9 protein-coding genes, 2 tRNA genes, 3 rRNA genes, 6 pseudogenes and 1 riboswitch are annotated in these 26371 nt (G+C 55.7%); of the genes and pseudogenes, 14 read left to right on the plus strand and 6 right to left on the minus strand.

The features are described 5' to 3' along the window. The first annotated feature begins 118 nt into the window (after positions 1 to 118). Both fabR and JNO11_RS00550 read left to right on the plus strand, forming a co-directional pair. Positions 119 to 767, plus strand: a pseudogene (fabR, locus tag JNO11_RS00545) (HTH-type transcriptional repressor FabR). Between the two features lie 14 nt (positions 768 to 781). Beyond that, on the plus strand, positions 782 to 1135 hold the full coding sequence (locus tag JNO11_RS00550; protein WP_010258126.1) for a YijD family membrane protein: 354 nt from the start codon (positions 782 to 784) through the stop codon (positions 1133 to 1135). A gap of 39 nt (positions 1136 to 1174) precedes the next feature. Here JNO11_RS00550 and trmA read toward each other — a convergent pair whose 3' ends face one another. Continuing rightward, positions 1175 to 2278 (minus strand): tRNA (uridine(54)-C5)-methyltransferase TrmA, encoded by a 1104-nt coding sequence (trmA, locus tag JNO11_RS00555; RefSeq protein WP_010672059.1) that lies wholly within the window; start codon positions 2276 to 2278, stop codon positions 1175 to 1177. A gap of 110 nt (positions 2279 to 2388) precedes the next feature. After that, positions 2389 to 2572, plus strand: a riboswitch (cobalamin riboswitch). A 68-nt stretch (positions 2573 to 2640) separates the two neighbouring features. On the opposite strand from trmA, the gene btuB reads away from it, so the two are divergent. The 11 genes and pseudogenes from btuB to aceK all read left to right on the plus strand — a co-directional run bounded on the left by btuB (position 2641) and on the right by aceK (position 17184). Beyond that, positions 2641 to 4518, plus strand: coding sequence for a TonB-dependent vitamin B12 receptor BtuB (btuB, locus tag JNO11_RS00560; protein WP_325176815.1), 1878 nt, complete (start codon positions 2641 to 2643; stop codon positions 4516 to 4518). Beyond that, complete coding sequence (murI, locus tag JNO11_RS00565; protein WP_033759179.1) at positions 4463 to 5314, plus strand: glutamate racemase; 852 nt, start codon at positions 4463 to 4465, stop codon at positions 5312 to 5314. The genes btuB and murI overlap by 56 nt, the downstream gene beginning before the upstream one ends. A 395-nt stretch (positions 5315 to 5709) precedes the next feature. Next, positions 5710 to 7252 (plus strand): 16S ribosomal RNA (locus JNO11_RS00570). A 73-nt stretch (positions 7253 to 7325) separates the two neighbouring features. Further along, a tRNA-Ile gene (locus JNO11_RS00575) sits at positions 7326 to 7402 on the plus strand. A 146-nt stretch (positions 7403 to 7548) separates the two neighbouring features. Next, positions 7549 to 7624, plus strand: a tRNA-Ala gene (locus tag JNO11_RS00580). 210 nt (positions 7625 to 7834) lie between these two features. Continuing rightward, positions 7835 to 10753 (plus strand): 23S ribosomal RNA (locus tag JNO11_RS00585). Positions 10754 to 10963: 210 nt separating this feature from the next. Continuing rightward, positions 10964 to 11079: ribosomal RNA gene (gene rrf / locus JNO11_RS00590) — 5S ribosomal RNA — on the plus strand. The 16S, 23S and 5S rRNA genes sit together here with 2 tRNA genes alongside, the layout of an rRNA operon. A gap of 180 nt (positions 11080 to 11259) precedes the next feature. Next, positions 11260 to 12190 (plus strand): annotated as a pseudogene (gene metA / locus JNO11_RS00595) (homoserine O-succinyltransferase). A gap of 264 nt (positions 12191 to 12454) precedes the next feature. Next, positions 12455 to 14054: pseudogene (gene aceB / locus JNO11_RS00600) on the plus strand (malate synthase A). Between the two features lie 17 nt (positions 14055 to 14071). After that, positions 14072 to 15373 (plus strand): isocitrate lyase, encoded by a 1302-nt coding sequence (aceA, locus tag JNO11_RS00605; RefSeq protein ID WP_010672196.1) that lies wholly within the window; start codon positions 14072 to 14074, stop codon positions 15371 to 15373. 62 nt (positions 15374 to 15435) lie between these two features. After that, entirely contained in the window at positions 15436 to 17184 is a 1749-nt protein-coding gene (gene aceK / locus JNO11_RS00610) for a bifunctional isocitrate dehydrogenase kinase/phosphatase (RefSeq protein ID WP_010252686.1), read from the plus strand. On the opposite strand, the gene iclR is transcribed toward aceK, so the two are convergent. Next, entirely contained in the window at positions 17159 to 17986 is an 828-nt protein-coding gene (iclR, locus tag JNO11_RS00615; RefSeq protein WP_010252683.1) for a glyoxylate bypass operon transcriptional repressor IclR, read from the minus strand. The genes aceK and iclR overlap by 26 nt on opposite strands. 194 nt (positions 17987 to 18180) lie before the next feature. Here iclR and metH point away from each other — a divergent pair. Next, positions 18181 to 21865, plus strand: a pseudogene (gene metH / locus JNO11_RS00620) (methionine synthase). A 286-nt stretch (positions 21866 to 22151) separates the two neighbouring features. Here the strand turns inward: metH and JNO11_RS00625 are convergent. From JNO11_RS00625 to yjbE, 4 genes and pseudogenes are all read right to left on the minus strand, one after another. Then, positions 22152 to 24242 carry a YjbH domain-containing protein gene (locus tag JNO11_RS00625; protein ID WP_062759330.1) on the minus strand — a complete coding sequence of 697 codons (2091 nt, stop codon included), beginning with the start codon at positions 24240 to 24242 and terminating at the stop codon, positions 22152 to 22154. Beyond that, positions 24242 to 24986, minus strand: a pseudogene (locus tag JNO11_RS00630) (capsule biosynthesis GfcC family protein). Before JNO11_RS00630 ends, JNO11_RS00625 begins: the two are co-directional and overlap by 1 nt. Beyond that, a pseudogene (locus JNO11_RS00635) lies at positions 24983 to 25631 on the minus strand (YjbF family lipoprotein). The pseudogenes JNO11_RS00630 and JNO11_RS00635 overlap by 4 nt, the downstream one beginning before the upstream one ends. A gap of 197 nt (positions 25632 to 25828) precedes the next feature. Then, complete coding sequence (gene yjbE / locus JNO11_RS00640; protein ID WP_010252668.1) at positions 25829 to 26077, minus strand: exopolysaccharide production protein YjbE; 249 nt, start codon at positions 26075 to 26077, stop codon at positions 25829 to 25831. Positions 26078 to 26371: the final 294 nt, after the last annotated feature.

A 26371-nucleotide genomic window follows, 5' to 3' on the forward strand; every position in this document is an offset into this window, starting at 1 on the left:
AGCGATTTTCATCACATTTTGACAAAGAGTGAGGTTCACAGGCGGTGACAAAGATTGCCAATCTGTACGCTGAAAATTTTGATATAGTGCCTGCTTAACACCGCTAAAGGCAGAGAGAATGGGCGTCAGAGCGCAACAAAAAAGAACGTACACGACGTACACTGATTGAAGCCGCCTTCAGTCAGCTCAGCGCCGAGCGCAGTTTTGCCAGTCTGAGTTTGCGGGAGGTTGCCCGTGAAGCAGGGATTGCACCTACCTCCTTTTATCGTCATTTCAAGGATGTTGATGAGCTTGGCCTGACGATGGTAGATGAAAGCGGGCTGATGTTGCGACAGCTGATGCGCCAGGCGCGCCAGCGTATTGCCAAAGGCGGCAGCATCATTAAAACGTCGGTGTCGACCTTTATGGAGTTTATCGGCAACAATCCCAACGCTTTCCGCCTGTTACTGCGTGAACGTTCCGGCACCTCTGCCGCTTTTCGTGCCGCCGTGGCGCGTGAAATTCAGCACTTTATCGCTGAACTGGCCGATTATCTTGAGGTCGAAAATCGCATGCCGCGCAGTTTTACCGAAGCGCAGGCTGAAGCGATGGTGACCATTGTTTTCAGCGCCGGTGCAGAAGCACTGGATGTTGATGCTGAGCAGCGACGTAAGCTTGAGGATCGGCTGGTGTTACAGCTGCGTATGATCGCCAAAGGCGCTTATTACTGGTACCGCCGGGAGCAAGAGCGACTGGCGGCCACCCTGGAAAAACCCGAAGAGCAATGAGTAAGGATCAGTCCATGACCCACCCAGGTACTCGCGATAAAAGCACACTGGTACTGGCTTTTATTACCGGCTTAGCAATTAACGGCTCGTTTTCTGTGCTGTTCAGCGCCTTTGTTCCATTTTCGATTTTTCCGCTGATTGCGCTGGGTCTGGCGGCCTGGTGTCTGCATCAGCGTTACCTCAACACCAATATGCCGGACGGCATGCCAGGACTGGCAGCGGCGTTTTTCCTGCTGGGGATTCTGGTTTATAGCGCGCTGGTGCGGGCAGAATACCCGGATATTGGCTCCAACTTCGTTCCCACCGTTCTGATGGTAGCGCTGGTGTTCTGGATTGCGACGCGTTTTAAGCGCAAGCGTAATCAGTAGTGATAAAAAAAACGGGAACCTCAGGGTTCCCGTTTTTGTTTACGCTTTACGTGTCAGCAGGACACCGCATTCCATATGGTGGGTATAGGGGAACTGATCAAACAGCGCCAGCCGCGTCACATCGTGCGTTTCCGCCAGCGTCTGCAGATTGTCGCTGAGGGTCTGCGGATTGCAGGAGATATAAAGGATGCGCGGATACGCCTGCACCATTTTCACCGTCTCTTCATCCAGTCCGCTGCGCGGCGGATCGACAAAAATCGTCTCGCATTCGTAGCTGGTCAGGTCAATTCCTTCCAGACGATTAAAGCTGCGCACGCCATTCATCGCCTGGGTAAACTCTTCCGCCGCCATACGAATGATCTGCACGTTATCAATCTGGTTCACGGCAATATTGTATTGTGCTGACGCAACAGAGGGCTTGGCGATCTCAGTCGCCAGAACGCGGCGGAAATTGCGTGCCAGCGCCAGCGAGAAGTTGCCATTACCGCAGTAGAGTTCCAGCAGGTCGCCCTGTGAATCCTGCGTCACATCCAGCGCCCACTCCAGCATCTGAATATTCATCGCCGCATTAGGCTGGGTAAAACTGTTTTCGACCTGACGATAGATAATCTCGCGACCCGCTACCGGCAGACACTCATCAACGTAGTCGCGATCCAGACAGATTTTGGTTTTGGTGGCGCGACCAATCAACTGCACATCCAGCCCTTCCGCGCGAAGCTGGTCACGCAGCGCCACGGCTGCCTGCTGCCACTCATCATCCAGTTTGCGGTGATAGAGCAGTGAAATCACAATCTGATTGCTCAGGGTCGACAGATAGTCGATCTGGAACAGTTTATGACGCAGGGTACGGTTATCACGGATCGCGGCGATCATCTTTGGCATCAGCTGATTGATCAGCTGGCTGGCCGCCGGGAACTGATCAACACGGATCCGCTCGCGTGTCTGCTGATCAAAGATGATGTGATAGATATCATCGCCGTCGTGCCACAGGCGGAATTCGGCGCGCATCCGATAGTGGCTGACCGGTGAACGGAACACCTCCACGTCGGGCGCAGCAAACGGTGTCATCATCGTCTCTAAACGACTGACTTTTTCCGCCAGCTGTGCGTCATAGTCTTCAATGGGGAGATGTTCGGGTGTCATGAGCAATCCTGATTAATAGCTTACCAGCGGGCGATTGTAGGCATTCACTTGCTGATGTCCAGTCCTGCGGCGAGAAGATGTTTGGCAGTCTGGACTTCCGTATCTCCACTCCGTAGACTGCAGACGCCGGCCTCAAGCCCGAGTTAATAGGGAATCCAGTGTGAATCTGGAGCTGACGCGCAGCGGTAAGGAATGTCGTGATGAGTGCAATTGCAGACACTGTCCTGTGGGATGGGAAGTCATCATCACTTATGGTTCCCAGCCCGAAGACCTGCCGGTGTAACGTCGCTACTCGTACAATCATCGCGTGCTATTGATTGTCGGCCTGCGGCATCCTGCTTCGTCTTATGGATGCGATAAAAATGACAAAAAAAACTGCTTCGCTGTTCGCTCTGAGCGCAACGGCGATTTCTCTCTGGGCGCAATACGGTTTTGCTCAGGGGAATGATGATACGCAAATAGTCACCGCCAACCGTTTTGCTGAACCTGTTTCAGGTGTGCTGGCTCCCACCACCGTCGTCACACGTGATGAGATTGATCGCTGGCAGGCCAAAAGCCTGACCGATGTGATGCGCCGCCTGCCGGGTGTCGATGTCGCGCAAAGTGGCGGGTTAGGGCAGCAGAGTTCGCTGTTTATTCGGGGCACCGAATCGAGACATGTACTGATCCTGATTGATGGTATCCGGCTTAATCAGGCGGGCATCACCGGTTCGTCTGACCTCAGCCAGATCCCGCTGTCACTGGTGCAGCGCATCGAATATATTCGCGGTGCGCGTTCTGCAGTCTACGGTTCCGATGCGATTGGCGGCGTGGTGAATATCATTACGGGCCGATCGCAACCGGGCACCACGCTGACGGCGGGCGTCGGGTCCAACGGCTATCAATCCTACGACGGCTCAACCCAGCAGATGCTGGGCGATGCGACAAAGCTCACTCTGGCAGGCAACTACACCTATACCAAAGGGTATGACGTGGTGGCGGGTTATCCCAATGACTATGGCCCGGCGCAGCACGATCGCGACGGCTTCATGAGCAAAACCCTGTATGGCAACCTTGAGCATCAGTTCAGCGATGAGCTCAGTGGTTTTGTGCGCGGCTACGGGTTTGATAACCGCACCGCCTACGACGGTTCATATACCTACGATAATAATTTCAATATTATTGGGCTGGCGGATACCCGCCAGCTCTACAGCCAGACCTGGGACACCGGGTTACGCTTCAATCGTGACTTCTACTCTACCCAGCTCATCGCCAGTTATGGCCATACCAAAGACATCAACTACGATCCGCGCAATGGTCGCTACGGTGCCGCGTCCACCTTTGATGATGTCACCCAGTACAATCTGCAGTGGGGCAACACCGTGCAGGTGGGGCAGGGGGCGATCAGCGCGGGTGTCGACTGGCAGAAAGAGACGACCGAGCCGGGCACGGACTATTTGTCAGATGGCTATGAGCAGCGTAATACCGGTCTCTACCTGACCGGCCAGCAGCAGTTTGGCAGCGTCACCCTTGAAGGTGCGGTACGCGGTGACGACAACAATCAGTTTGGCTGGCATAACACCTGGCAGACGGCGGCCTCATGGGAGTTTATCTCTGGCTATCGCGCGTTCGCCTCTTATGGCACCGCTTTTAAAGCGCCCAATCTGTCGCAGGTTTACAGCCCGTTTTATGGCAACCGTGACCTCGATCCTGAAAAAAGTAAGCAGTGGGAAGGCGGCTTTGAAGGGCTGAGCGGACCGGTGAACTGGCGTGTTTCAGGCTATCGCAACGACATCGATAATCTGATTGATAGTGATCCGGCGACTTTCCGTTACTACAACATTAAGCAGGCTCGCATTAAAGGCGTTGAAGCGACCGCAGGATTCGACACCGGGCCGCTGGCGCATCAGCTCTCTTATGATTATGTCGACGCACGGGATGGCAGCACCGATCAGCCGCTCGTACGCCGGGCTAAGCAGCAGGTGAAATACCAGCTCGACTGGACGCTGTATGAGTTTGACTGGTCAGTCACCTACCATTATCTGGGTGACCGTTATGATACTGACTTTAACAGCTCTCCCAGCCGTCGCGTGAAGTTAGGGGGCGTCAGCCTGTGGGATCTCGCCGTCTCATATCCTGTCACTTCACAACTCACGGTTCGTGGTAGAATTGCCAACCTGTTCGATAAAGATTACGAGACAGTGTATGGCTATCAGACACCAGGACGAGAGTATTACCTCAGCGGCAGCTACAACTTCTGATTTGCGTCCCACCGTGCTGGTGTTTGATTCCGGCGTCGGTGGGCTTTCTGTCTATGATGAGGTCCGTCAGCTGTTGCCGGATCTTCATTATCTCTACGCCTTCGATAACGCTGGCTTCCCTTACGGTGAGAAAAGCGAGACTTTCATTGTGGATCGGGTGGTCGCTATCGTTGAGGCCATTACCCGCAGCTATCCTCTCTCGTTAGTCATCATCGCCTGTAATACGGCCAGCACCGTTTCATTGCCCGCTTTACGTGAACGTTTTGCCTTTCCTGTCGTGGGGGTGGTTCCGGCGATTAAACCGGCCGCGCGCCTGACGCGAAATGGCGTAGTGGGCTTGCTGGCGACGCGTGCCACGGTGCGCCGTCCTTATACCCATGAGCTGGTGTCGCAGTTTGCCGGTTCCTGCAAGATAGAGATGCTGGGATCAGCGGAGCTGGTTGAACTGGCAGAAGCGAAGCTCCATGGTGCGGAAGTTGCTCTGGATGAAGTGCGCCGTATTGTTCAGCCGTGGCTGCGGATGGCGGAGCCACCGGATACGGTCGTTTTAGGCTGTACGCACTTTCCTTTACTGCGCGAAGAGTTGCAGCAAGTGTTACCGGAAGGGACGCGTCTGATTGATTCCGGTGCGGCAATTGCACGACGCACAGCCTGGCTGCTGGAGCATGAAGCACCTGAAGTGCATTCATCGCAGCAGAACGTTGCATTTTGTACGGAGCTGGATGGCGAAGCGGTACAATTATCACCCGTTTTACGGCGTTATGGCTTCCCGTTGCTGGAAAAACTGGCGCTTTAGCGGCTTTTAGCTGAAAAAATCAGCACTCGGAATTTTATTTGAAATTAGCACTTGTCACCCTCCGAGAACTCCCTATAATGCGCCTCCACTGACACGGCACAACGGCTTACGAAGCGCCGGGTTGAGTAGGTTCGAAATCATACGAACCAGTGAGTTAAGCGAAAATAAATGCTTGACTGACAATGCGGAAAGCGTAATATACGCAGCCCGCGCCGCAGTAAATCGCGGCATGCTCTTTAACAATTTATCAGACAATCTGTGTGGGCACTCGCAGGATTGATATCAGCGTCTCCGGACGTAAAAAAATATCAAGCCTCACGAGTGAACACATAATGAAATTCATTATGACGTTTTACAGATGAGCACCGCTTAACTTGTTTAAGCAAATCAAACTTAAATTGAAGAGTTTGATCATGGCTCAGATTGAACGCTGGCGGCAGGCCTAACACATGCAAGTCGGACGGTAGCACAGAGAGCTTGCTCTTGGGTGACGAGTGGCGGACGGGTGAGTAATGTCTGGGGATCTGCCCGATAGAGGGGGGATAACCACTGGAAACGGTGGCTAATACCGCATAACGTCGCAAGACCAAAGAGGGGGACCTTCGGGCCTCTCACTATCGGATGAACCCAGATGGGATTAGCTAGTAGGCGGGGTAATGGCCCACCTAGGCGACGATCCCTAGCTGGTCTGAGAGGATGACCAGCCACACTGGAACTGAGACACGGTCCAGACTCCTACGGGAGGCAGCAGTGGGGAATATTGCACAATGGGCGCAAGCCTGATGCAGCCATGCCGCGTGTATGAAGAAGGCCTTCGGGTTGTAAAGTACTTTCAGCGGGGAGGAAGGCGACGGGGTTAATAACCCTGTCGATTGACGTTACCCGCAGAAGAAGCACCGGCTAACTCCGTGCCAGCAGCCGCGGTAATACGGAGGGTGCAAGCGTTAATCGGAATTACTGGGCGTAAAGCGCACGCAGGCGGTCTGTTAAGTCAGATGTGAAATCCCCGGGCTTAACCTGGGAACTGCATTTGAAACTGGCAGGCTTGAGTCTTGTAGAGGGGGGGTAGAATTCCAGGTGTAGCGGTGAAATGCGTAGAGATCTGGAGGAATACCGGTGGCGAAGGCGGCCCCCCTGGACAAAGACTGACGCTCAGGTGCGAAAGCGTGGGGAGCAAACAGGATTAGATACCCTGGTAGTCCACGCCGTAAACGATGTCGACTTGGAGGTTGTTCCCTTGAGGAGTGGCTTCCGGAGCTAACGCGTTAAGTCGACCGCCTGGGGAGTACGGCCGCAAGGTTAAAACTCAAATGAATTGACGGGGGCCCGCACAAGCGGTGGAGCATGTGGTTTAATTCGATGCAACGCGAAGAACCTTACCTACTCTTGACATCCACGGAATTTGGCAGAGATGCCTTAGTGCCTTCGGGAACCGTGAGACAGGTGCTGCATGGCTGTCGTCAGCTCGTGTTGTGAAATGTTGGGTTAAGTCCCGCAACGAGCGCAACCCTTATCCTTTGTTGCCAGCGATTCGGTCGGGAACTCAAAGGAGACTGCCGGTGATAAACCGGAGGAAGGTGGGGATGACGTCAAGTCATCATGGCCCTTACGAGTAGGGCTACACACGTGCTACAATGGCGCATACAAAGAGAAGCGACCTCGCGAGAGCAAGCGGACCTCACAAAGTGCGTCGTAGTCCGGATCGGAGTCTGCAACTCGACTCCGTGAAGTCGGAATCGCTAGTAATCGTGGATCAGAATGCCACGGTGAATACGTTCCCGGGCCTTGTACACACCGCCCGTCACACCATGGGAGTGGGTTGCAAAAGAAGTAGGTAGCTTAACCTTCGGGAGGGCGCTTACCACTTTGTGATTCATGACTGGGGTGAAGTCGTAACAAGGTAACCGTAGGGGAACCTGCGGTTGGATCACCTCCTTACCTGAAGATACCTTCCCGCGCAGTGTCCACACAGATTGTCTGATAAAAAGTAACGAGCAGAAAAAACCTCTACAGGCTTGTAGCTCAGGTGGTTAGAGCGCACCCCTGATAAGGGTGAGGTCGGTGGTTCAAGTCCACTCAGGCCTACCAAATTTCTTCTCATGCTGCGTTATGCGCGCGGTCGTTTACCTGAGTAAACTTCCCTTCCGCATGCCTTGCCTGAAAAGAAATTGCATCCTTCTCCTGAAGAATGTAACTCGGTTGAGTGGTAGTAGTGGTCTCTGCAGTAACTGTATGGGGCTATAGCTCAGCTGGGAGAGCGCCTGCCTTGCACGCAGGAGGTCAGCGGTTCGATCCCGCTTAGCTCCACCATACCGTTTATCTGTTTTTTTCTGAAATACCTCAGAGCATACCGGCGACGGTGTGCTGCGACGTATTATGCTCTTTAACAATCCGGAACAAGCTGAAAATTGAAACGACGCAGCGCGTCATTCCTCCGTAATTAAGGGATGACAAAGCGATGCGTTCGAGTCTCTCAAATGCTTGCAATTCGCAGCGTTGTAAAACGCCTGTGGGTTGTGAGGTTAAGCGACTAAGCGTACACGGTGGATGCCCAGGCAGTCAGAGGCGATGAAGGACGTGCTAATCTGCGTAAAGCGACGGTAAGGTGATATGAACCGCTACAGCCGTCGATGTCCGAATGGGGAAACCCGGTGCACTCTGTGCATCATTGCAGCATGAATACATAGTGCTGCAAGGCGAACCGGGGGGAACTGAAACATCTAAGTACCCCGAGGAAAAGAAATCAACCGAGATTCCCCCCAGTAGCGGCGAGCGAACGGGGAGCAGCCCAGAGCCTGAATCAGTTTGTGTGTTAGTGGAAGCGTCTGGAAAGTCGCAGGGTACAGGGTGATACTCCCGTACACAAAAGCACACAAGCTGTGAGCTCGATGAGTAAGGCGGGACACGTGGTATCCTGTCTGAATATGGGGGGGACCATCCTCCAAGGCTAAATACTCCTGACTGACCGATAGTGAACCAGTACCGTGAGGGAAAGGCGAAAAGAACCCCGGCGAGGGGAGTGAAACAGAACCTGAAACCGTGTACGTACAAGCAGTGGGAGCCTTGATTTATCAGGGTGACTGCGTACCTTTTGTATAATGGGTCAGCGACTTATATTCTGTAGCAAGGTTAACCGTATAGGGGGAGCCGCAGGGAAACCGAGTCTTAACTGGGCGTTAAGTTGCAGGGTATAGACCCGAAACCCGGTGATCTAGCCATGGGCAGGTTGAAGGTTGGGTAACACTAACTGGAGGACCGAACCGACTAATGTTGAAAAATTAGCGGATGACCTGTGGCTGGGGGTGAAAGGCCAATCAAACCGGGAGATAGCTGGTTCTCCCCGAAAGCTATTTAGGTAGCGCCTCGTGAACTCATCTTCGGGGGGTAGAGCACTGTTTCGGCTAGGGGGGCCATCCCGGCTTACCAACCCGATGCAAACTGCGAATACCGAAGAATGTTATCACGGGAGACACACGGCGGGTGCTAACGTCCGTCGTGAAGAGGGAAACAACCCAGACCGCCAGCTAAGGTCCCAAAGTCATGGTTAAGTGGGAAACGATGTGGGAAGGCACAGACAGCCAGGATGTTGGCTTAGAAGCAGCCATCATTTAAAGAAAGCGTAATAGCTCACTGGTCGAGTCGGCCTGCGCGGAAGATGTAACGGGGCTAAACCATGCACCGAAGCTGCGGCAGCGACGCTTAGGCGTTGTTGGGTAGGGGAGCGTTCTGTAAGCCGTCGAAGGTGTGCTGTGAGGCATGCTGGAGGTATCAGAAGTGCGAATGCTGACATAAGTAACGATAAAGCGGGTGAAAAGCCCGCTCGCCGGAAGACCAAGGGTTCCTGTTCAACGTTAATCGGAGCAGGGTGAGTCGACCCCTAAGGCGAGGCCGAAAGGCGTAGTCGATGGGAAACAGGTTAATATTCCTGTACTCGGTGTTACTGCGAAGGGGGGGACGGAGAAGGCTATATCAGCCGGGCGACGGTTGTCCCGGTTTAAGCGTGTAGGCGGAGTGTCCAGGTAAATCCGGACGCTTGTTAACGCTGAGGCGTGACGACGAGGCACTACGGTGCTGAAGTGATAAATGCCCAGCTTCCAGGAAAAGCCTCTAAGCATCAGGTAACACAGAATCGTACCCCAAACCGACACAGGTGGTCAGGTAGAGAATACCAAGGCGCTTGAGAGAACTCGGGTGAAGGAACTAGGCAAAATGGTGCCGTAACTTCGGGAGAAGGCACGCTGGCGCGTAGGTGGAGGGACCTGCTCCCCGAGCCGAAGCCAGTCGAAGATACCAGCTGGCTGCAACTGTTTATTAAAAACACAGCACTGTGCAAACACGAAAGTGGACGTATACGGTGTGACGCCTGCCCGGTGCCGGAAGGTTAATTGATGGGGTTATCCGTAAGGAGAAGCTCTTGATCGAAGCCCCGGTAAACGGCGGCCGTAACTATAACGGTCCTAAGGTAGCGAAATTCCTTGTCGGGTAAGTTCCGACCTGCACGAATGGCGTAATGATGGCCAGGCTGTCTCCACCCGAGACTCAGTGAAATTGAACTCGCTGTGAAGATGCAGTGTACCCGCGGCAAGACGGAAAGACCCCGTGAACCTTTACTACAGCTTGACACTGAACATTGAGCCTTGATGTGTAGGATAGGTGGGAGGCTTTGAAGCGCGGACGCCAGTTCGCGTGGAGCCAACCTTGAAATACCACCCTTTAATGTTTGATGTTCTAACGTAGGCCCGTAATCCGGGCTGCGGACAGTGTCTGGTGGGTAGTTTGACTGGGGCGGTCTCCTCCTAAAGAGTAACGGAGGAGCACGAAGGTCAGCTAATCACGGTCGGACATCGTGAGGTTAGTGCAATGGCATAAGCTGGCTTGACTGCGAGAGTGACGGCTCGAGCAGGTGCGAAAGCAGGTCATAGTGATCCGGTGGTTCTGAATGGAAGGGCCATCGCTCAACGGATAAAAGGTACTCCGGGGATAACAGGCTGATACCGCCCAAGAGTTCATATCGACGGCGGTGTTTGGCACCTCGATGTCGGCTCATCACATCCTGGGGCTGAAGTAGGTCCCAAGGGTACGGCTGTTCGCCGTTTAAAGTGGTACGCGAGCTGGGTTTAGAACGTCGTGAGACAGTTCGGTCCCTATCTGCCGTGGGCGCTGGAGAATTGAGGGGGGGGTTGCTCCTAGTACGAGAGGACCGGAGTGAACGCACCACTGGTGTTCGGGTTGTCATGCCAATGGCATTGCCCGGTAGCTAAGTGCGGAAAAGATAAGTGCTGAAAGCATCTAAGCACGAAACTTGCCCCGAGATGAGTTCTCCCTGACTCCTTGAGAGTCCTGAAGGGACGTTGAAGACTACGACGTTGATAGGCCGGGTGTGTAAGCGCAGCGATGCGTTGAGCTAACCGGTACTAATGACCCGTGAGGCTTAACCTTACAACGCCAGAGGCGTTTTTGAGAGACAGGTTTTCAGCTTGTTCCCGGATACAGTTGTGTCCTGCGGACTGAAGTCCGAAGGATTTTGCGCTGAGGCAAGGCGGCAACCGAGCGATACGAAGGAGCATACTGAAGTATGTGACGGAGTAGCGCGAGGGCGGCCAACGCAGCATCAGCACAAAAGACACAGGACAGAGCACAAAGAATTTGCCTGGCGGCTTTAGCGCGGTGGTCCCACCTGACCCCATGCCGAACTCAGAAGTGAAACGCCGTAGCGCCGATGGTAGTGTGGGGTCTCCCCATGCGAGAGTAGGGAACTGCCAGGCATTAAATAAGTGAAGAAGCCCCGCACGAAAGTGCGGGGCTTTTTTTACGTCTGCACTTTGCCACGTTAAGCTGAAACATTTTCATTTTCTGCATCAAACCTCGACATCTTACAACGATCAGGCTAATGTTGGGCATCCAGATGTCTAAACGTTTATATGGTTGTAAGAGGTGAGCAGGTTATGCCAATCAGGGTTCCCGACGAATTACCGGCAGTGAATTTTTTGCGTGACGAAAATGTCTTTGTGATGACATCGTCGCGCGCCAGTGTTCAGGAGATCCGCCCGCTTAAAGTGCTCATACTGAATCTGATGCCGAAAAAGATCGAAACGGAGAATCAGTTTCTGCGTCTGCTTTCCAACTCGCCCTTACAGATCGATATTCAGCTGCTGCGCATCGACAGCCGCGAGTCACGCAATACGCCCACTGAGCACCTCAACAACTTCTACTGCAATTTTGAAGATATCCAGCATGATAACTACGATGGCTTAATCGTGACAGGTGCACCACTCGGGCTGGTTGATTTTAATGATGTCGCTTACTGGCCACAGATTCAGCGCGTTCTGCACTGGGCAAATGAGCATGTCACCTCAACCCTGTTTGTCTGTTGGGCGGTTCAGGCTGCGCTTAACATTCTGTATGGCATTCCCAAGCAAACCCGGCATAACAAACTGTCTGGTGTCTATGAGCATCAGATACTGCATCCCCATGCGTTACTGACCCGTGGTTTTGATGATAATTTCCTCGCACCGCACTCACGCTATGCTGATTTCCCCACCCATTTGATTACGGATTACACCGATCTTGAGCTGTTTGCTGAATCGGAACAAACCGGTGCCTATCTGATGGCGAGTAAAGACAAACGTCTGGTGTTTGTTACCGGTCACCCGGAATATGATGCCCTGACGTTGTCTGGTGAGTATCATCGCGATTATGAAGCGGGGGGTGAATCCGGAAGTCCCTTATAACTATTTCCCGCAGGATAATCCGGTATTGCCACCCCGCGCCACCTGGCGCAGTCACGGCAATCTGTTGTTCTCGAACTGGCTCAACTACTACGTTTACCAGATCACGCCGTTCGATCTGCGTCACATGAACCCAACGCTGGAATAGTCCTGTCTGAAGATCAACTGAACCGTGTTAGCCGATGGCAACACGGTTTTTTTTCGCCTTTAAAACGTTAAATGAAAGCAATTCCTTTAATGGATTAAAGTTTTATTGCAGATAAAACATAAGGATAGGTTAATTTATATTTAAAAATGGAAATAGTTTTTGATTTAAAAAAAATAACTGCTTATGCTCTGATCCTGTAGCTCACAAAATAAACACCGTGTGGATCCGCTGCTTTCGATCCTTTGAATACAGGAGAACGCCAGCATGACAGACTCAGTGATCAGACATACCCTGATTTTCGGCCAGCCCTTTAGCCATGCAGAACAGCAACTGTTAACGCCCGAGGCTGTTTCTTTTTTAGAGTCTCTGGTCGCACGCTTTGCACCGCAACGCGAAGTGCTGTTATCGGCTCGCCAGCAGCGTCAGCAGCAATATGACCAGGGCTATCTGCCAGACTTCGATATGGAAACGGCTTCCATAAGGGCCAGTGAATGGCGTATTCAATCTATTCCGGCAGATTTAGAAGATCGTCGGGTCGAGATCACCGGCCCACCCGATCGGAAAATGGTGATTAACGCCCTGAACTCAAACGTTAAAGTCTTTATGGTCGACTTTGAGGATTCGCTGTCTCCGGAGTGGTCAAAGTTGATTGAAGGGCAGCTGACACTACGCGAAGCAGTACAGGGCACCCTGAGTTATACCAGCGACAAAGGCAAAATTTATCAGCTCGGCGCTACCCCTGCGGTACTGATGTGCCGGGTGCGCGGTCTGCATCTGTCAGAAAAACATGTCAGCTGGCAGGGAAAGGCAATTCCGGGCGGGCTGTTTGATTTCGCGCTCTATTTCTTCCACAACGTCCGGCCATTACTGGCCAAAGGCAGCGGGCCTTATTTCTATCTGCCGAAAACCGAGAGCTGGCAGGAGATCGCCTGGTGGCGTGAGATCTTCAGTTTCAGCGAGGATCAGTTCGATCTGCCGCGTGGCACGATCAAAGCCACTGTCCTGATCGAAACCTTACCCGCCGTGTTTCAGATGGATGAGATCCTGTGGAATCTGCGCGATCACATTGTTGGCCTCAACTGTGGCCGCTGGGATTACATCTTCAGCTATATCAAAACCCTGAAACAGCATGCGGATCGCGTGCTGCCGGATCGCCAGTCCGTCACCATGTCTCAGCCGTTCCTGGACGCTTATTCGCGACTGCTGATTAAAACCTGTCATCGGCGGGGGGGCTTTTGCGATGGGCGGGATGTCAGCGCTCATCCCCGCTAAAGATCCCACGCGCAATGCCTGGGTACTGCAGCGCGTGACGGAAGATAAGCAGCGGGAGGCAGGTAACGGGCATGACGGCACCTGGATTGCTCATCCTGGTCTGGCAGAGACCGCGATGGCGGTCTTCAACGCTGCGCTGGGCGACCGGCCAAACCAGCTGCAGGTCATGCGGGAAGAGGATGCGACGATCACAGCGGAGCAGCTGCTGGCGCCCTGTCAGGGTGAGCGCACCGAAGCCGGTATGCGCGCCAACATCCGTGTTGCGCTGCAATACCTTGAGGCGTGGATCAGCGGTAACGGCTGTGTCCCGATTGACGGACTGATGGAGGATGCCGCCACCGCTGAGATCGCACGCACCTCAATCTGGCAATGGATTCATCATCAGCAAATACTGAACAACGGCCAGCAGGTCACAGCTGAACTGTTTCTGCGCTGGCTTAACGAAGAGCTGCATCTGCTGCAAAACGCGCTGGGCGAAGCCCACTTCAGCGCCGGTCGCTATGACGACGCGGCGCAGTTGATGGCTCAGATCACCACCGAGCGCGAGCTGGTTTCCTTTCTTACCCTGCCAGGCTATCGCCTGATCCCCTGAACAGAGGAGCTATTGCCATGACACGTACTCAACAAATCGATCAACTGGAACAACTCTGGCAGACCGCACGCTGGCAGGGCATTACCCGCCCTTACAGCGCAGCAGAGGTCGTCAATCTGCGCGGCTCGGTCTTGCCCGCCTGTACACTGGCAGAGCGCGGTGCGGAAAAATTATGGGCGTTGCTGAATGGCGAGGCGAAGAAAGGGTATATCAATAGCCTGGGTGCGCTGAGCGGCGGGCAGGCACTGCAGCAGGCCAAAGCGGGCATCGAAGCGATCTACCTTTCTGGCTGGCAGGTAGCGGCGGATGCCAACGTGGCGGGCCAGATGTATCCCGATCAGTCGCTCTACCCGGTGAACTCGGTGCCGGAAGTGGTGACGCGCATTAATCAGACCTTTCAGCGCGCCGATCAGATTCAGTGGTCCAGCGGCATTGAAGCGGGGGACAGCCGCCACACCGATTTCTTCCTGCCAATTGTGGCCGATGCTGAAGCCGGTTTTGGCGGTGTGCTGAATGCGTATGAGCTGATGAAGGCGATGATTCAGGCGGGCGCGGCGGCGGTCCACTTCGAAGATCAGCTGGCGGCGGTAAAAAAATGCGGTCACATGGGCGGCAAAGTTCTGGTACCGACTCAGGAAGCCATTCAGAAACTGGTGGCGGCACGGCTGGCTGCCGATGTGATGGGCGTGCCAACCGTGCTGCTGGCACGAACTGATGCCGACGCCGCCGATCTGATTACCTCAGACTGCGATGAATACGATCGTCCCTTTATCCAGGGCGACCGGACGGCAGAAGGCTTCTTCCGCACCCACGCCGGCATTGAACAGGCGATCAGTCGCGGGCTGGCCTATGCACCTTATGCTGACATCCTGTGGTGTGAAACCTCAACGCCGGATCTGGCGATGGCGCAGCGCTTTGCCGACGCCATTCATGCGCGTTTCCCCGGCAAGCTGCTGGCCTACAACTGTTCACCGTCGTTCAACTGGAAGAAGAACCTCGACGATCGCACCATCGCGAAGTTTCAGCAGGCGCTCAGCGACATGGGCTATCGCTTCCAGTTCATCACGCTGGCGGGCATCCACAGCATGTGGTTCAACATGTTTGATCTGGCCCACGCCTACGCCCAGGGCGAAGGGATGCGTCACTATGTTGAAAAGGTTCAGCAGCCTGAGTTCGCTGCCCGCGATCGCGGTTACAGCTTCTCTTCGCATCAGCAAGAGGTGGGCACCGGCTATTTTGATCAGGTAACCAATATCATTCAGGGCGGTAAGTCCTCGGTCACCGCGCTCACCGGTTCGACCGAAGAGCATCAGTTCTGACCCTTTTCCTCTGACTGATTCCCCGTCCGCAAACCGCGGGCGGGCGTTTACCGGAGCTGATTATGCCGCCACGCGAATCATTGATCGCCCACACTATCCTGCAGGGTTTTGATGCACAGTATGGTCGCTTTCTCGACATCACTGCTGGCGCACAGCAGCGGTTTGAGCAGGCGGAATGGCAGGCGGTGCAACATGCCATGAAGGCCCGTATTCATCTCTATGACCATCACGTCAGCCTGGTTGCCGATCAACTGCGGGTGTTGAACGGTGCGGCCAGCTGGGATGAGATGTTCTGGCTGCGGGTTAAGGACCACTATCAAAGCCTGCTGCCCGGCTATCCACGGCATGAAATTGCCGAAAGCTTCTTTAATTCTGTCTACTGCCGGTTACATGGACATGCCGATCTGCAGCCTGACCGGCTGTTTATCTTCAGCTCTCAATCCCTGACCGCACCGGTCACACCTTTGCGCCCGTTATCGCGCCGTTATCAGCCGGAGCGGGGCTGGCTGGCACTGGTGGATCAGGTGTTGAGCGATTTACCGCTGACGTTGCCGTGGCAGCAGCGCGCTCGCGACGTCGGCTGGATTGTCCGCCACCTGCAGTCGCATTTTCCCCGGCTGAACCAGGGCTGGCTCGAGGTTAACAGTGAACTCTTCTATCGTAACAAAACCGCCTGGCTGGTGGCGCGGCTGCATCTGCCGGAAGGCATCTTGCCCTGTCTGCTGCCGATCCAGCGCAGTGAAACGGGCGAACTGTGGATCGACACCTGTCTGACCGATGTGAATGACGCCAGCATTGTCTTTGGTTTTGCCCGCGCCTATTTCATGGTTTATGCGCCGGTGCCTGCGGCGCTGGTCGCCTGGCTGCAACCGATTCTGCCTGGCAAAACCCTGGCGGAGCGCTATATGGCGATTGGCTGCCAGAAGCACGGTAAAACCGAGAGCTATCGCGAGTATCTTCAGGCGCTGGCAGAGAATGAGACGGCCTTTGAGATCGCACCCGGCGTGCGCGGCATGGTGATGCTGGTCTTCACGCTGCCGGGCTTTGACTGGGTGTTCAAGGTCATCAGGGATCGCTTCGCGCCGCAAAAAGAGGTGACGGAAGCGCAGGTCCGCGCCTGTTATCAGCAGGTCAAAGAGCACGATCGCGTGGGACGTATGGCAGATACGCAGGAGTTCGAGCAGTTTGCGCTGCCGCTGTCGCGCATCTCACCGGCGCTGCTGGCAGAACTCCACGCCTGCGTGGCTGAGAAGCTGCATATCGAAGGCGATCGCCTGATTATTCGTCACCTGTGGCTGGAGCGCCGTATGCAGCCGCTTAATCTCTACCTGGCCCAGGCGAATGCCGCAGAGCGACGTCACGCGATTGAAGAGTATGGCAATGCCATCCGACAGCTGGCGGCGGCCAATATCTTTCCCGGAGACATGCTGTTTAAAAACTTCGGCATCACGCGCCATGGCCGGGTGATTTTTTACGATTACGATGAGATTCGCCCGATGCAGGAGCTGCACTTCCGGGATGTGCCCGCGGCGCGCTATGAGGAGGATGAACTCAGCGCCGAGCCCTGGTACAGCGTCGGGCCGGACGATGTCTTCCCGGAAACCTTCCGCTATGCGTTATGCAGTGAAGCCGCTACCGGCGCATTGCTGTTGCAACTGCATCCGGAGATATTCGACGCCCGCTGGTGGCGCGCGCAGCAGCAGCGCATCGCCCAGGGTCATGTGGAAGAGGTGATCGCCTGGCGGCAGACGCAGCGTTTCAGCGTCTGCTACGGCGCAGATAAAGTTAACGACCGCTGTACGCCAGCGTAACCTGGCGCGCTTCGCGGATGACCAGTGCACCTAATTCAGTAATCCGATCGTCAGTCATGCGGGCGATGGGGCCGGAGATGGAGAGCGCGGCAAACGCCTCGCCATGTTCGTCATAGATTGGCGCGGCGACACAGCGTAGTCCAAGCGCATGCTCTTCATCATCAAATGAGAAGCCCGCTTTGCGCACCAGCGCCAGATTCTCTTTCAGACTCTGCGGCGACATCAGGGTTTTCGGCGTGTAGTAATGCAATCCTTTCTGATGCAGCAGGGCGGTGACCTGCTCATCGCCCAGATGGGCCAGAAACGCTTTGCCTGCGCCAGACGCATGCATCGGCAGCTTGCCGCCAATCGGCGCGGACATTCGCATCAGCTGGGTACACTGCACCTGATCAATGATCACCGCCTGGTGATCGCTGAGATCCAGCACCGCCAGATTCACCGTTTCACCGGACTGCTCCATCAGGCTACGCAGCACCGGGTGTACCAGCGCCAGCAGGTTACGGCTCTGCAGGAAACTGCTGCCGACCACGAAGGCGTGTGCGCCGATCGTCCACAGCCCGAGATCGCCCACCTGCCGGACAAAACCCTGCTGCTGCATGGTGCTGAGCAGGCGATGCGTGGTGGAGTTAGGCAAACCCGCCTGCTGAGCCAGCTCGGTCAGCGCTACGCTGCCATGTGAGTCAGCAATCAGCTCCAGCAGCGTCAGGCCGCGGGTCAGCGATTGCACCTGACCTCCCGCGGGTGCGGCGACAGGGGTGCCACGGGGTTTCTTGCCGCGCTTAACAGGAACCGGCGTTGCCATCATTGTTTCTCCTTTTGCATTGTGGAAATCATTTTCGTTTTAATCACGCGCATTGCAAACGCTGGTTTTCTGGTCAGACCTGTACAGCCGTGACCTGAAAATCTCTCAGTCGAGGTTACTTTGTCGCCTGACCAGCTTGTGCCAGAATGAAAAACGGGCTTTTCCGCCAGCAGACTGACGTGAATGGGGCAACAGTGAGCAATAAAATCGACGCGTTAAAACAGCAGCTCGCACAACGCATTATGGTGCTGGATGGGGGGGATGGGCACCATGATCCAGAGCTATAAGCTGGAAGAAGAGGATTATCGCGGCAGCCGTTTTGCTGACTGGCCTTGCGATCTCAAAGGCAATAACGATCTGCTGGTGCTGAGTAAACCGGCGGTGATCCGCGAGATCCACGACGCCTATCTGGCGGCGGGTGCGGATATCCTCGAAACCAACACCTTTAACGCCACGTCGATTGCGATGGCGGACTACCAGATGGAACGTTTATCGGCGGAGATCAATTTTGAAGCGGCCCGCCTGGCGCGAGCCTGCGCCGATGCGTGGACGGCGAAAACGCCGGATCGTCCGCGTTATGTTGCGGGTGTGCTCGGCCCGACCAACCGCACCTGCTCGATCTCACCCGACGTCAACGATCCTGCCTACCGTAACGTCACTTTTAATCAGCTGGTGGAGGCGTACCGCGAATCGACCCGCGCGCTGGTGGAGGGCGGGTCCGACATCATCATGATTGAAACGGTGTTCGATACGCTGAATGCCAAAGCAGCCGTCTATGCGGTGCAGACCGAGATGGAAGCGCTTGGCGTGGCGCTGCCGCTGATGATTTCCGGCACTATCACCGACGCCTCCGGCCGAACGCTCTCCGGCCAGACAACCGAAGCTTTTTACAACTCGCTGCGTCACGCCGAACCGCTCTCTTTTGGCCTGAACTGCGCGCTGGGACCCGACGAACTTCGTCAGTATGTGGCGGAACTGTCGCGCATCGCTGAAGGCTACGTGACCGCCCATCCCAACGCCGGTCTGCCCAATGCCTTTGGCGAATACGATCTGGATGCGGAACTGATGGCGCAGCAGATTGGTGAATGGGCCACCGCCGGATTCCTGAACATTATCGGCGGCTGCTGTGGCACCACACCGCAACATATCGCTGCCATGGTGGCGGCGGTTGAAGGCGTTGCACCGCGTCAGTTGCCGACGATCCCGGTGGCCTGCCGTCTCTCCGGTCTGGAGCCGCTTAACATCACCGCAGAGTCACTGTTTGTTAACGTCGGTGAGCGCACCAACGTCACCGGCTCGGCAAAATTTAAACGGCTGATCAAAGAAGAGAAGTATAACGAAGCGCTGGAAGTGGCGCTGCAGCAGGTGCAGAGCGGCGCGCAGATCATCGATATCAACATGGATGAAGGCATGCTCGACGCCGAGGCGGCGATGGTACGCTTTCTGAATCTGATTGCTGGCGAACCCGATATTGCCCGCGTGCCGATCATGATCGACTCCTCAAAATGGGAGGTGATTGAGAAAGGGTTGCAGTGCATTCAGGGCAAAGGGATCGTGAACTCAATTTCGATGAAAGAGGGTGAAGCGGCCTTTATTCATCATGCGCGTCAGGTCCGGCGTTACGGCGCGGCGATGGTGGTCATGGCGTTTGACGAAGTGGGTCAGGCGGATACCCGCGCCCGAAAAATTGAGATCTGCCGCCGTGCTTACCGGATCCTCACCGAACAGGTCGGCTTCCCGCCGGAAGATATTATCTTCGACCCCAACATCTTTGCGGTCGCCACCGGCATCGACGAACACAACAACTACGCCATGGATTTCATTGGTGCCTGCGAAGATATCAAGCGCGAGCTGCCCCATGCGATGATCTCCGGCGGCGTCTCCAACGTATCGTTTTCATTCCGTGGCAACGATCCGGTGCGTGAAGCGATACATGCCGTCTTTCTCTATTACGCCATCCGTAAAGGCATGGATATGGGCATCGTCAACGCAGGCCAGCTGGCGATTTATGATGATTTGCCGGCAGAACTGCGCGAGGCGGTAGAGGATGTGATTCTTAACCGGCGGGATGATGGCACCGAGCGGCTGCTGGCGCTGGCGGAGAAATACCGTGGCGGCAAAAGCGATGGCTCGCAGGAAAAACAGCTCGCGGAATGGCGCAGCTGGGACGTGGTGAAACGGCTGGAGTATTCGCTGGTCAAGGGGATCACCGAGTTTATTGAGCAGGATACCGAAGAGGCGCGCCAGCAGGTACCACGGCCGATAGAGGTGATTGAAGGCCCGCTGATGTCCGGCATGAACGTGGTCGGTGACCTGTTCGGTGAGGGCAAGATGTTCCTGCCGCAGGTGGTGAAATCGGCGCGCGTGATGAAGCAGGCGGTGGCGTATCTGGAACCCTTTATCGAAGCCAGCAAAGAGGCGGGGCGCAGCAACGGTAAAATCGTGCTGGCCACGGTCAAAGGCGACGTGCACGACATCGGGAAAAATATTGTCGGCGTGGTGCTGCAGTGTAATAACTACGAAATCATTGACCTTGGCGTGATGGTGCCGGGCGAAAAAATTCTCAAAACGGCGCGCGAAGTGAATGCGGACATCATCGGCTTATCAGGCCTGATTACGCCGTCGCTGGATGAGATGGTCAACATGGCGAAAGAGATGGAGCGTCAGGGCTTTACCTTACCGCTGCTGATTGGCGGCGCGACCACCTCGAAGGCGCATACCGCTGTCAAAATTGAGCAGCATTACAGCGGCCCGACGGTCTACGTGCAGAACGCCTCACGTACCGTTGGCGTGGTGTCGTCGCTGCTCTCCGCCACCTTAAAAGAGGATTTCGTCGCCCGAACCCGCAAAGAGTACGAGACCGTGCGCATTCAGCATGCACGCAAAAAGCCGCGCACGCCGCCGGTCTCGCTGCAGGCGGCGCGCGATAACGCCACCTCAATTGACTGGGAGAGTTACACGCCACCCGTGCCGCATCGTCCCGGGGTCAGCCAGGTGGAGGCCAGCATTGAAACGCTGCGCAACTACATCGACTGGACGCCATTCTTTATGACCTGGTCGCTGGCGGGTAAATATCCCCGCATCATGGAGGATGAGGTGGTGGGTGAAGAGGCGCAGCGTCTGTTTGCCGATGCCAATGCGATGCTCGACAAATTAAGCCAGCAGTCGCTGCTGAAGCCACGTGGCGTGGTCGGTATTTTTCCGGCTAACCGTGTCGGCGATGATATTCATCTCTACAGTGATGAGCGGCGTGATGAGATTTTGTGTGTGAGTCATCACTTACGCCAGCAGACCGAAAAAATCGACTTCGCCAACTACTGTCTGGCGGATTTTGTGGCCCCGAAATCGAGCGGCAAAGCGGACTATCTCGGTGCCTTCGCGGTGACCGGCGGGCTGGAAGAGGATGCGCTGGCGGAGGCGTACGATCGTCAGCATGACGACTACAACAAGATCATGGTGAAAGCGCTGGCTGACCGTCTGGCGGAAGCCTTTGCCGAATACCTGCACGAGCGGGTACGTAAGGTGATCTGGGGCTTCGCGCCCAACGAAAATCTCAGCAATGAAGAGCTGATTCGGGAAAATTATCAGGGGATACGTCCGGCGCCAGGCTATCCGGCCTGCCCGGAGCACACTGAGAAAGCCGCCATCTGGCGTCTGCTGGCGGTGGAAGAACAGACCGGCATGAAGCTCACCGAATCCTTTGCCATGTGGCCGGGCGCGTCAGTCTCTGGCTGGTACTTCAGCCATCCTGACAGCCGCTATTTCGCCGTAGCGCAGATCCAGCGTGACCAGGTGGAAGATTATGCGGTACGCAAAGGGATGTCGTTAACGGAAGTTGAGCGCTGGCTGGCGCCGAATCTCGGCTACGACGCGGACTAAATAAAAAAGCGGCCTGAGGGCCGCTTCAGACTGCTGACAAATCCAGCTCCGGTTAAATCTGGCAGCAATGAAGAAACTCAACGCGCAGGGAACCCGGTCAGAGGAGGAAAGCGTCCCGCGCCAGGGACGGCGCGGGCCGAGCGGCCAGGGATGGCATTAGCGCCTTTCCGATCTGACCGGGTTCCCTGAGCAGGCGCGATCTCATTGCTATGCTTTGCTTCAGGTGTATGCTCCCTGAGCCTGCTTTCTGTTAACCGCATGAAACGGCCCTGAGGCCGCCATCTGCTTAGTTAAAGCGCGCGTCGCGATCGGACGTCAGATCATACAGCTGGTACTTGCGACCCAGCATCTGACCGCCATCACGCGTCAGCGGCACCCAGTTCACCTGCGCGCGACCGCGCGTTGGCGTCACGGTGAACAGATCCATTGGGATGGAGATATAGAAGCCTTTGGTGAAGTCGCCTTCGCCATACTCTTCAGACGAGACGTTGGTTTTGGTGGCATAGACACCCACCATCACGCCGCTGTCGAAGCGCTTCGACACATCGACCGTCACACCTTTATCTTTCGCCAGATACTGACCGACGCTGGTTTTCACCAGTACATCCTGCATGAACCATGGACGCCAGTAACCCGTCAGGTTGCCGGTTGAGGCTTTGTAGCGATTGAACTGCATCATGTTGTCCCAGTCACGCTGACGGACATAGTTGGCATCGACGCCCACCGCCCAGTTCGCATCGACCGGACGATAGAGCAGCTCGCCGCCCACGCCGCCGTACATCGTCTCCAGGTACCCGCCGTAAACCTGACCATAGAAGCCGTTACCGAGGTGGCCCATATAGTTTGCCTGCAGATCGTTGACGTAGACGTTGTTCTCAACGTAGTCGCGGATATGGGTACGCACGCGCGGCAGCGAAGAATCCGCCGGTGCGCCGTTGTAGTTGAACTTGTCGTAGTTGTTGGCGAGGTTACCAAACAGACTACCGCCCACCAGCAGGTGATCCGTCAGCCAGTAATCAGCGTTAGCCATTACGCCGACCTGATACATATAGAAGCTTTCCGGGCCGCCCACCGACTGATTCAGCACCGGCGACAGACTGTAGTTCAGGCGATCCTGACGGATAAACATCCCCTGCTCAGTGGTACCCGGATCGACCGGTTCTTTGCGGGTCTGTTGCAGTGGCTGCTCATGGCCCAGCGGATAGCCTTCCAGATTGTTACGCAGGCTGGCGACCTGCGTCTCAGTCGTCACCTGTGGCATGTTAAAGCGCGACTCGGTGACATTGATGGTGTCGATGCCGTCAGGCAGGTGGTTCATGATGATGCGGTTCGCACGATCCACCCCTTCACGGGTATCGCGATACTTCGTCTGCTCGCCTGACACATAGATCGTGTGACCCTGAGTCTGAATACGCGGACCATCAAGACCGGCATTGTATTTCAGATCGGTCAGCTGAGTGCCCACCACCGTCGGCTCCAGCAACTTAGGTTGCGGCTGCGGATTGTAGGAAGGCTTCTCGCTGTCGATGTGCGCCTGACGCAGATCGTTGAAGTTGGTGCGAATGGTGACACCAAACATAAAGGTGTTACCGCGTTCGTAGCTGGCGTTGATGTCAGCCCAGTCGGTTACGCGATAAATCGCGCCGACGTTGAGCTTGCTGCGCTGCTCAAGGCGGCCAGCAAAGTCATTCTGGTAGTCGTTGCCCTCATACTCCATTTTAAGGCGCAGCGGCTGCCAGGGCGTCTGATACTCCACGCCGCCAAACAGCGCCGTCGGACCGTGGAACATCTGCGAGCCGTTGATTGAACCCGCTTCGCCCACCTGCGGACGCTGGCAATAGCTGTCGCTGTATGAGCAGAACGGGTTCTTCACGGTGCCGCTATTGCCGAGATAGCCCCAGCCAAGCCCCAGGGTAAAGTCGAACGGTCCCCATGCTTTGGTCGCCACCAGGTATTCACTGTCGAACAGACCGGTACCGCCCAGATCGCGCGTTCCCACCGCCACTTCCGGCAGCCAGAAGCCCTCCTGCCACAGACGGAGTTTCAGGTCGAAGGCTTTATCTTTATAGCTCTGCGTGCCGCTGAATTCTGAGACCGCACTGTACTGACGGGTGCGCACGTCGGTATACCGCACAGTGGTCTCCAGCCAGGGAAAGAGCTGCAGTGACGCGGAGTAGTATCGGTACTGATCGTTGTCGCGCGCGTTGAGGCTGAACTCGCCCTCTTTGGCCATGCGCGCCGTCGGCACCTGCATCAGACCCACGCCGCCGAAATCGGATTGTGAAGGGCCCACCGGCTCGGGCCAGGTGTCAGCCTGCGCCTGACAGGCTGCCGCCACGGAAACAGCCAACAGGCTGAAGAGATAACGTTTTTTCATCAGTCTGGTATCCGGTGAGTCAGTACGGAAAGGATGCGTTCATTAAGATCTTCATAGCTGCCTGGCAGGCTCCATGACGAAAAGCCGAGCCAGATAATGCTGCCTGGCTCCACTTCCGCGTGGCGATGATTCCAGTAGGCAACCGGCACCTGCTGTGTGGCGCCTGAAGGTGCAATCACGGTGACAAAATTGCGTTCTGCCCCGGAGAGTGCGTCATGACCATCCAGATAGTCGCGTACTGATTTACCCGGCTGCCAGCTCACTTTGCCTGCGCCGCTCAGCGCGCCGAGCAGCAGTACAGAATCTGAGGGGGGCCTGCAGATAGAGGTCATAGCTGCCTTCCAGCCGACGGTTGTCAGCCGGATGCAGACGGATCCAGTCCGGGTCGAGCGACGTGAACTGGCGACCTGCTACTTTGATGGCGCTCAGCTGGCGGATCACCTCATCAATGGCCGCCGCCCGATCGCCGCTGCTGTCGGCACGCCAGGCACGTAACGCGCCCAGCGTCTGTTGATAGTGCTGCTGTGCCACCGCGCTGGCGCCGCGCTCGGCAATAAAGGTCGCACGCCAGTCAGTGTTGACCTGCAGTGGAGGCAGAGTCACCAGCTGGGACAGATCCGCGACCTGGCTCAGCTCAGCCTGACCGCCGTTGTGCGGTGCATGAACGATAACCTGCGCGGTTGCCTGCGCTTCTGCGGCGCTGAACAGGCTCAGCCCGGCCAGCAAAAAAGTGATTTTTTTCATGATTTCGCCGGCTTCAGAATAGTGATATCTACAGGGAAGGCGTCTGCCGCCAGCATCTGATGGGCCTGCACCACATCGCCGCTGCTGTTATCGATCCAGAAGGTGTTTTCCCACTCGCGGTTACTACTGTCGATGCTCACCTGCTCATGCCAGACGCGGCACGGAATGCGGTTGCCCGCCACGGTCAGGACTTCGTCGGTGCCGCGCTGGAAGGTTGAACGCACAGTCGCGCCGCGAACCTTGCCCTGTTCGGTCCACTGCACGATGCGGGTCCAGCCTGCGCCGTTGCTGATATGCAGGCTGTCAGCGAGCGGATCCTGTTGCAGATTGCTGACGCTCAGCAGGTTATCCGGCAAGCCCAGGGTTTTAACCAGGCGGCCATGCTGTGTCACCAGCATCGCCTGATCCTGTGTCACCCATTTCTGCTGACCTTTCTCGTTGTAGCCGAGCACTACAAAAATGCGCGGACCTTCATTCAGGCGAGCATAGAGACTGGCATACGGAAGATTGTTGACCTGTTGATCGGTAACGGTCACGTCGTCCGGACCGTTAACCGCAAGCAGCAGAGTCTGTTCAAGACCTTTTTTGCGTTTGTGTACAGGCCTGCAGCAGCAGGCAAGCGAGCAGCAGAGGAAGTTGGCGCACTGTGTGTCCCTGATAAGTCATGCCAAAGTAAAAAATAACCACACAGGCGTGTGGTTATGTTTAAAGGTGCTCTGCCCGTCCCGTTCCGGCTGCAGAAATACAGGTTACGTGGCTCAGCGTCCTCACTCACCGAAGTCAGTGGTTCAGCCTCTGCCCGTTTGCTGCAGATCAGCAATCAGACGGGGGTCGGGCATCCATCAACGAGTGGTGCTCGTCGTGGTCGTGGTTGTTGTACCGGTATTTGCACCGTCACCACCGCCAGAAGCGGCAATGCCGAGCCCGACCAGCGCGCCAAGCGCACCGATACCCACAGCGGTCGACGTGCCAGCAGAGATTGCTCCCGCCTGCGCGCCAGCTGCGGTACCAGCTTCTTCCGGCGCAGCAAATGCGCTGGAAGAGACGGCAACGAAGATCAAGGCTGCACCGGCAACCATAGTTTTTTTCATAACAGCGTTTCCTGCATTGAGTGAATGAAGGATCTCTGTCCGCTGAGGTTGCAACGCAGTCAGACTGCGGCAAAATCGACGGACAGTCCCATTGCGGGCGCGTTCAGTATAGGGCAACAAAATACCAGAGTTCAGCACCGGAAAAACCAGGGTGAATAGCGGGGTGGGCGCGTGATTTAATTAGCTGGATTGGGGATAACTACTTTTTTATATCGGAATATTTCGGGCTGATGCCAGATATTTCGCTGCTGGCGAATCAATTGCAAAGCGTAATGTTCTTTTTTTATTAATATC

Origin of the sequence: Pantoea sp. 1B4, from assembly GCF_016925765.1 — a bacterium.
Classification (GTDB): Bacteria; Pseudomonadota; Gammaproteobacteria; order Enterobacterales; family Enterobacteriaceae; genus Pantoea; species Pantoea agglomerans.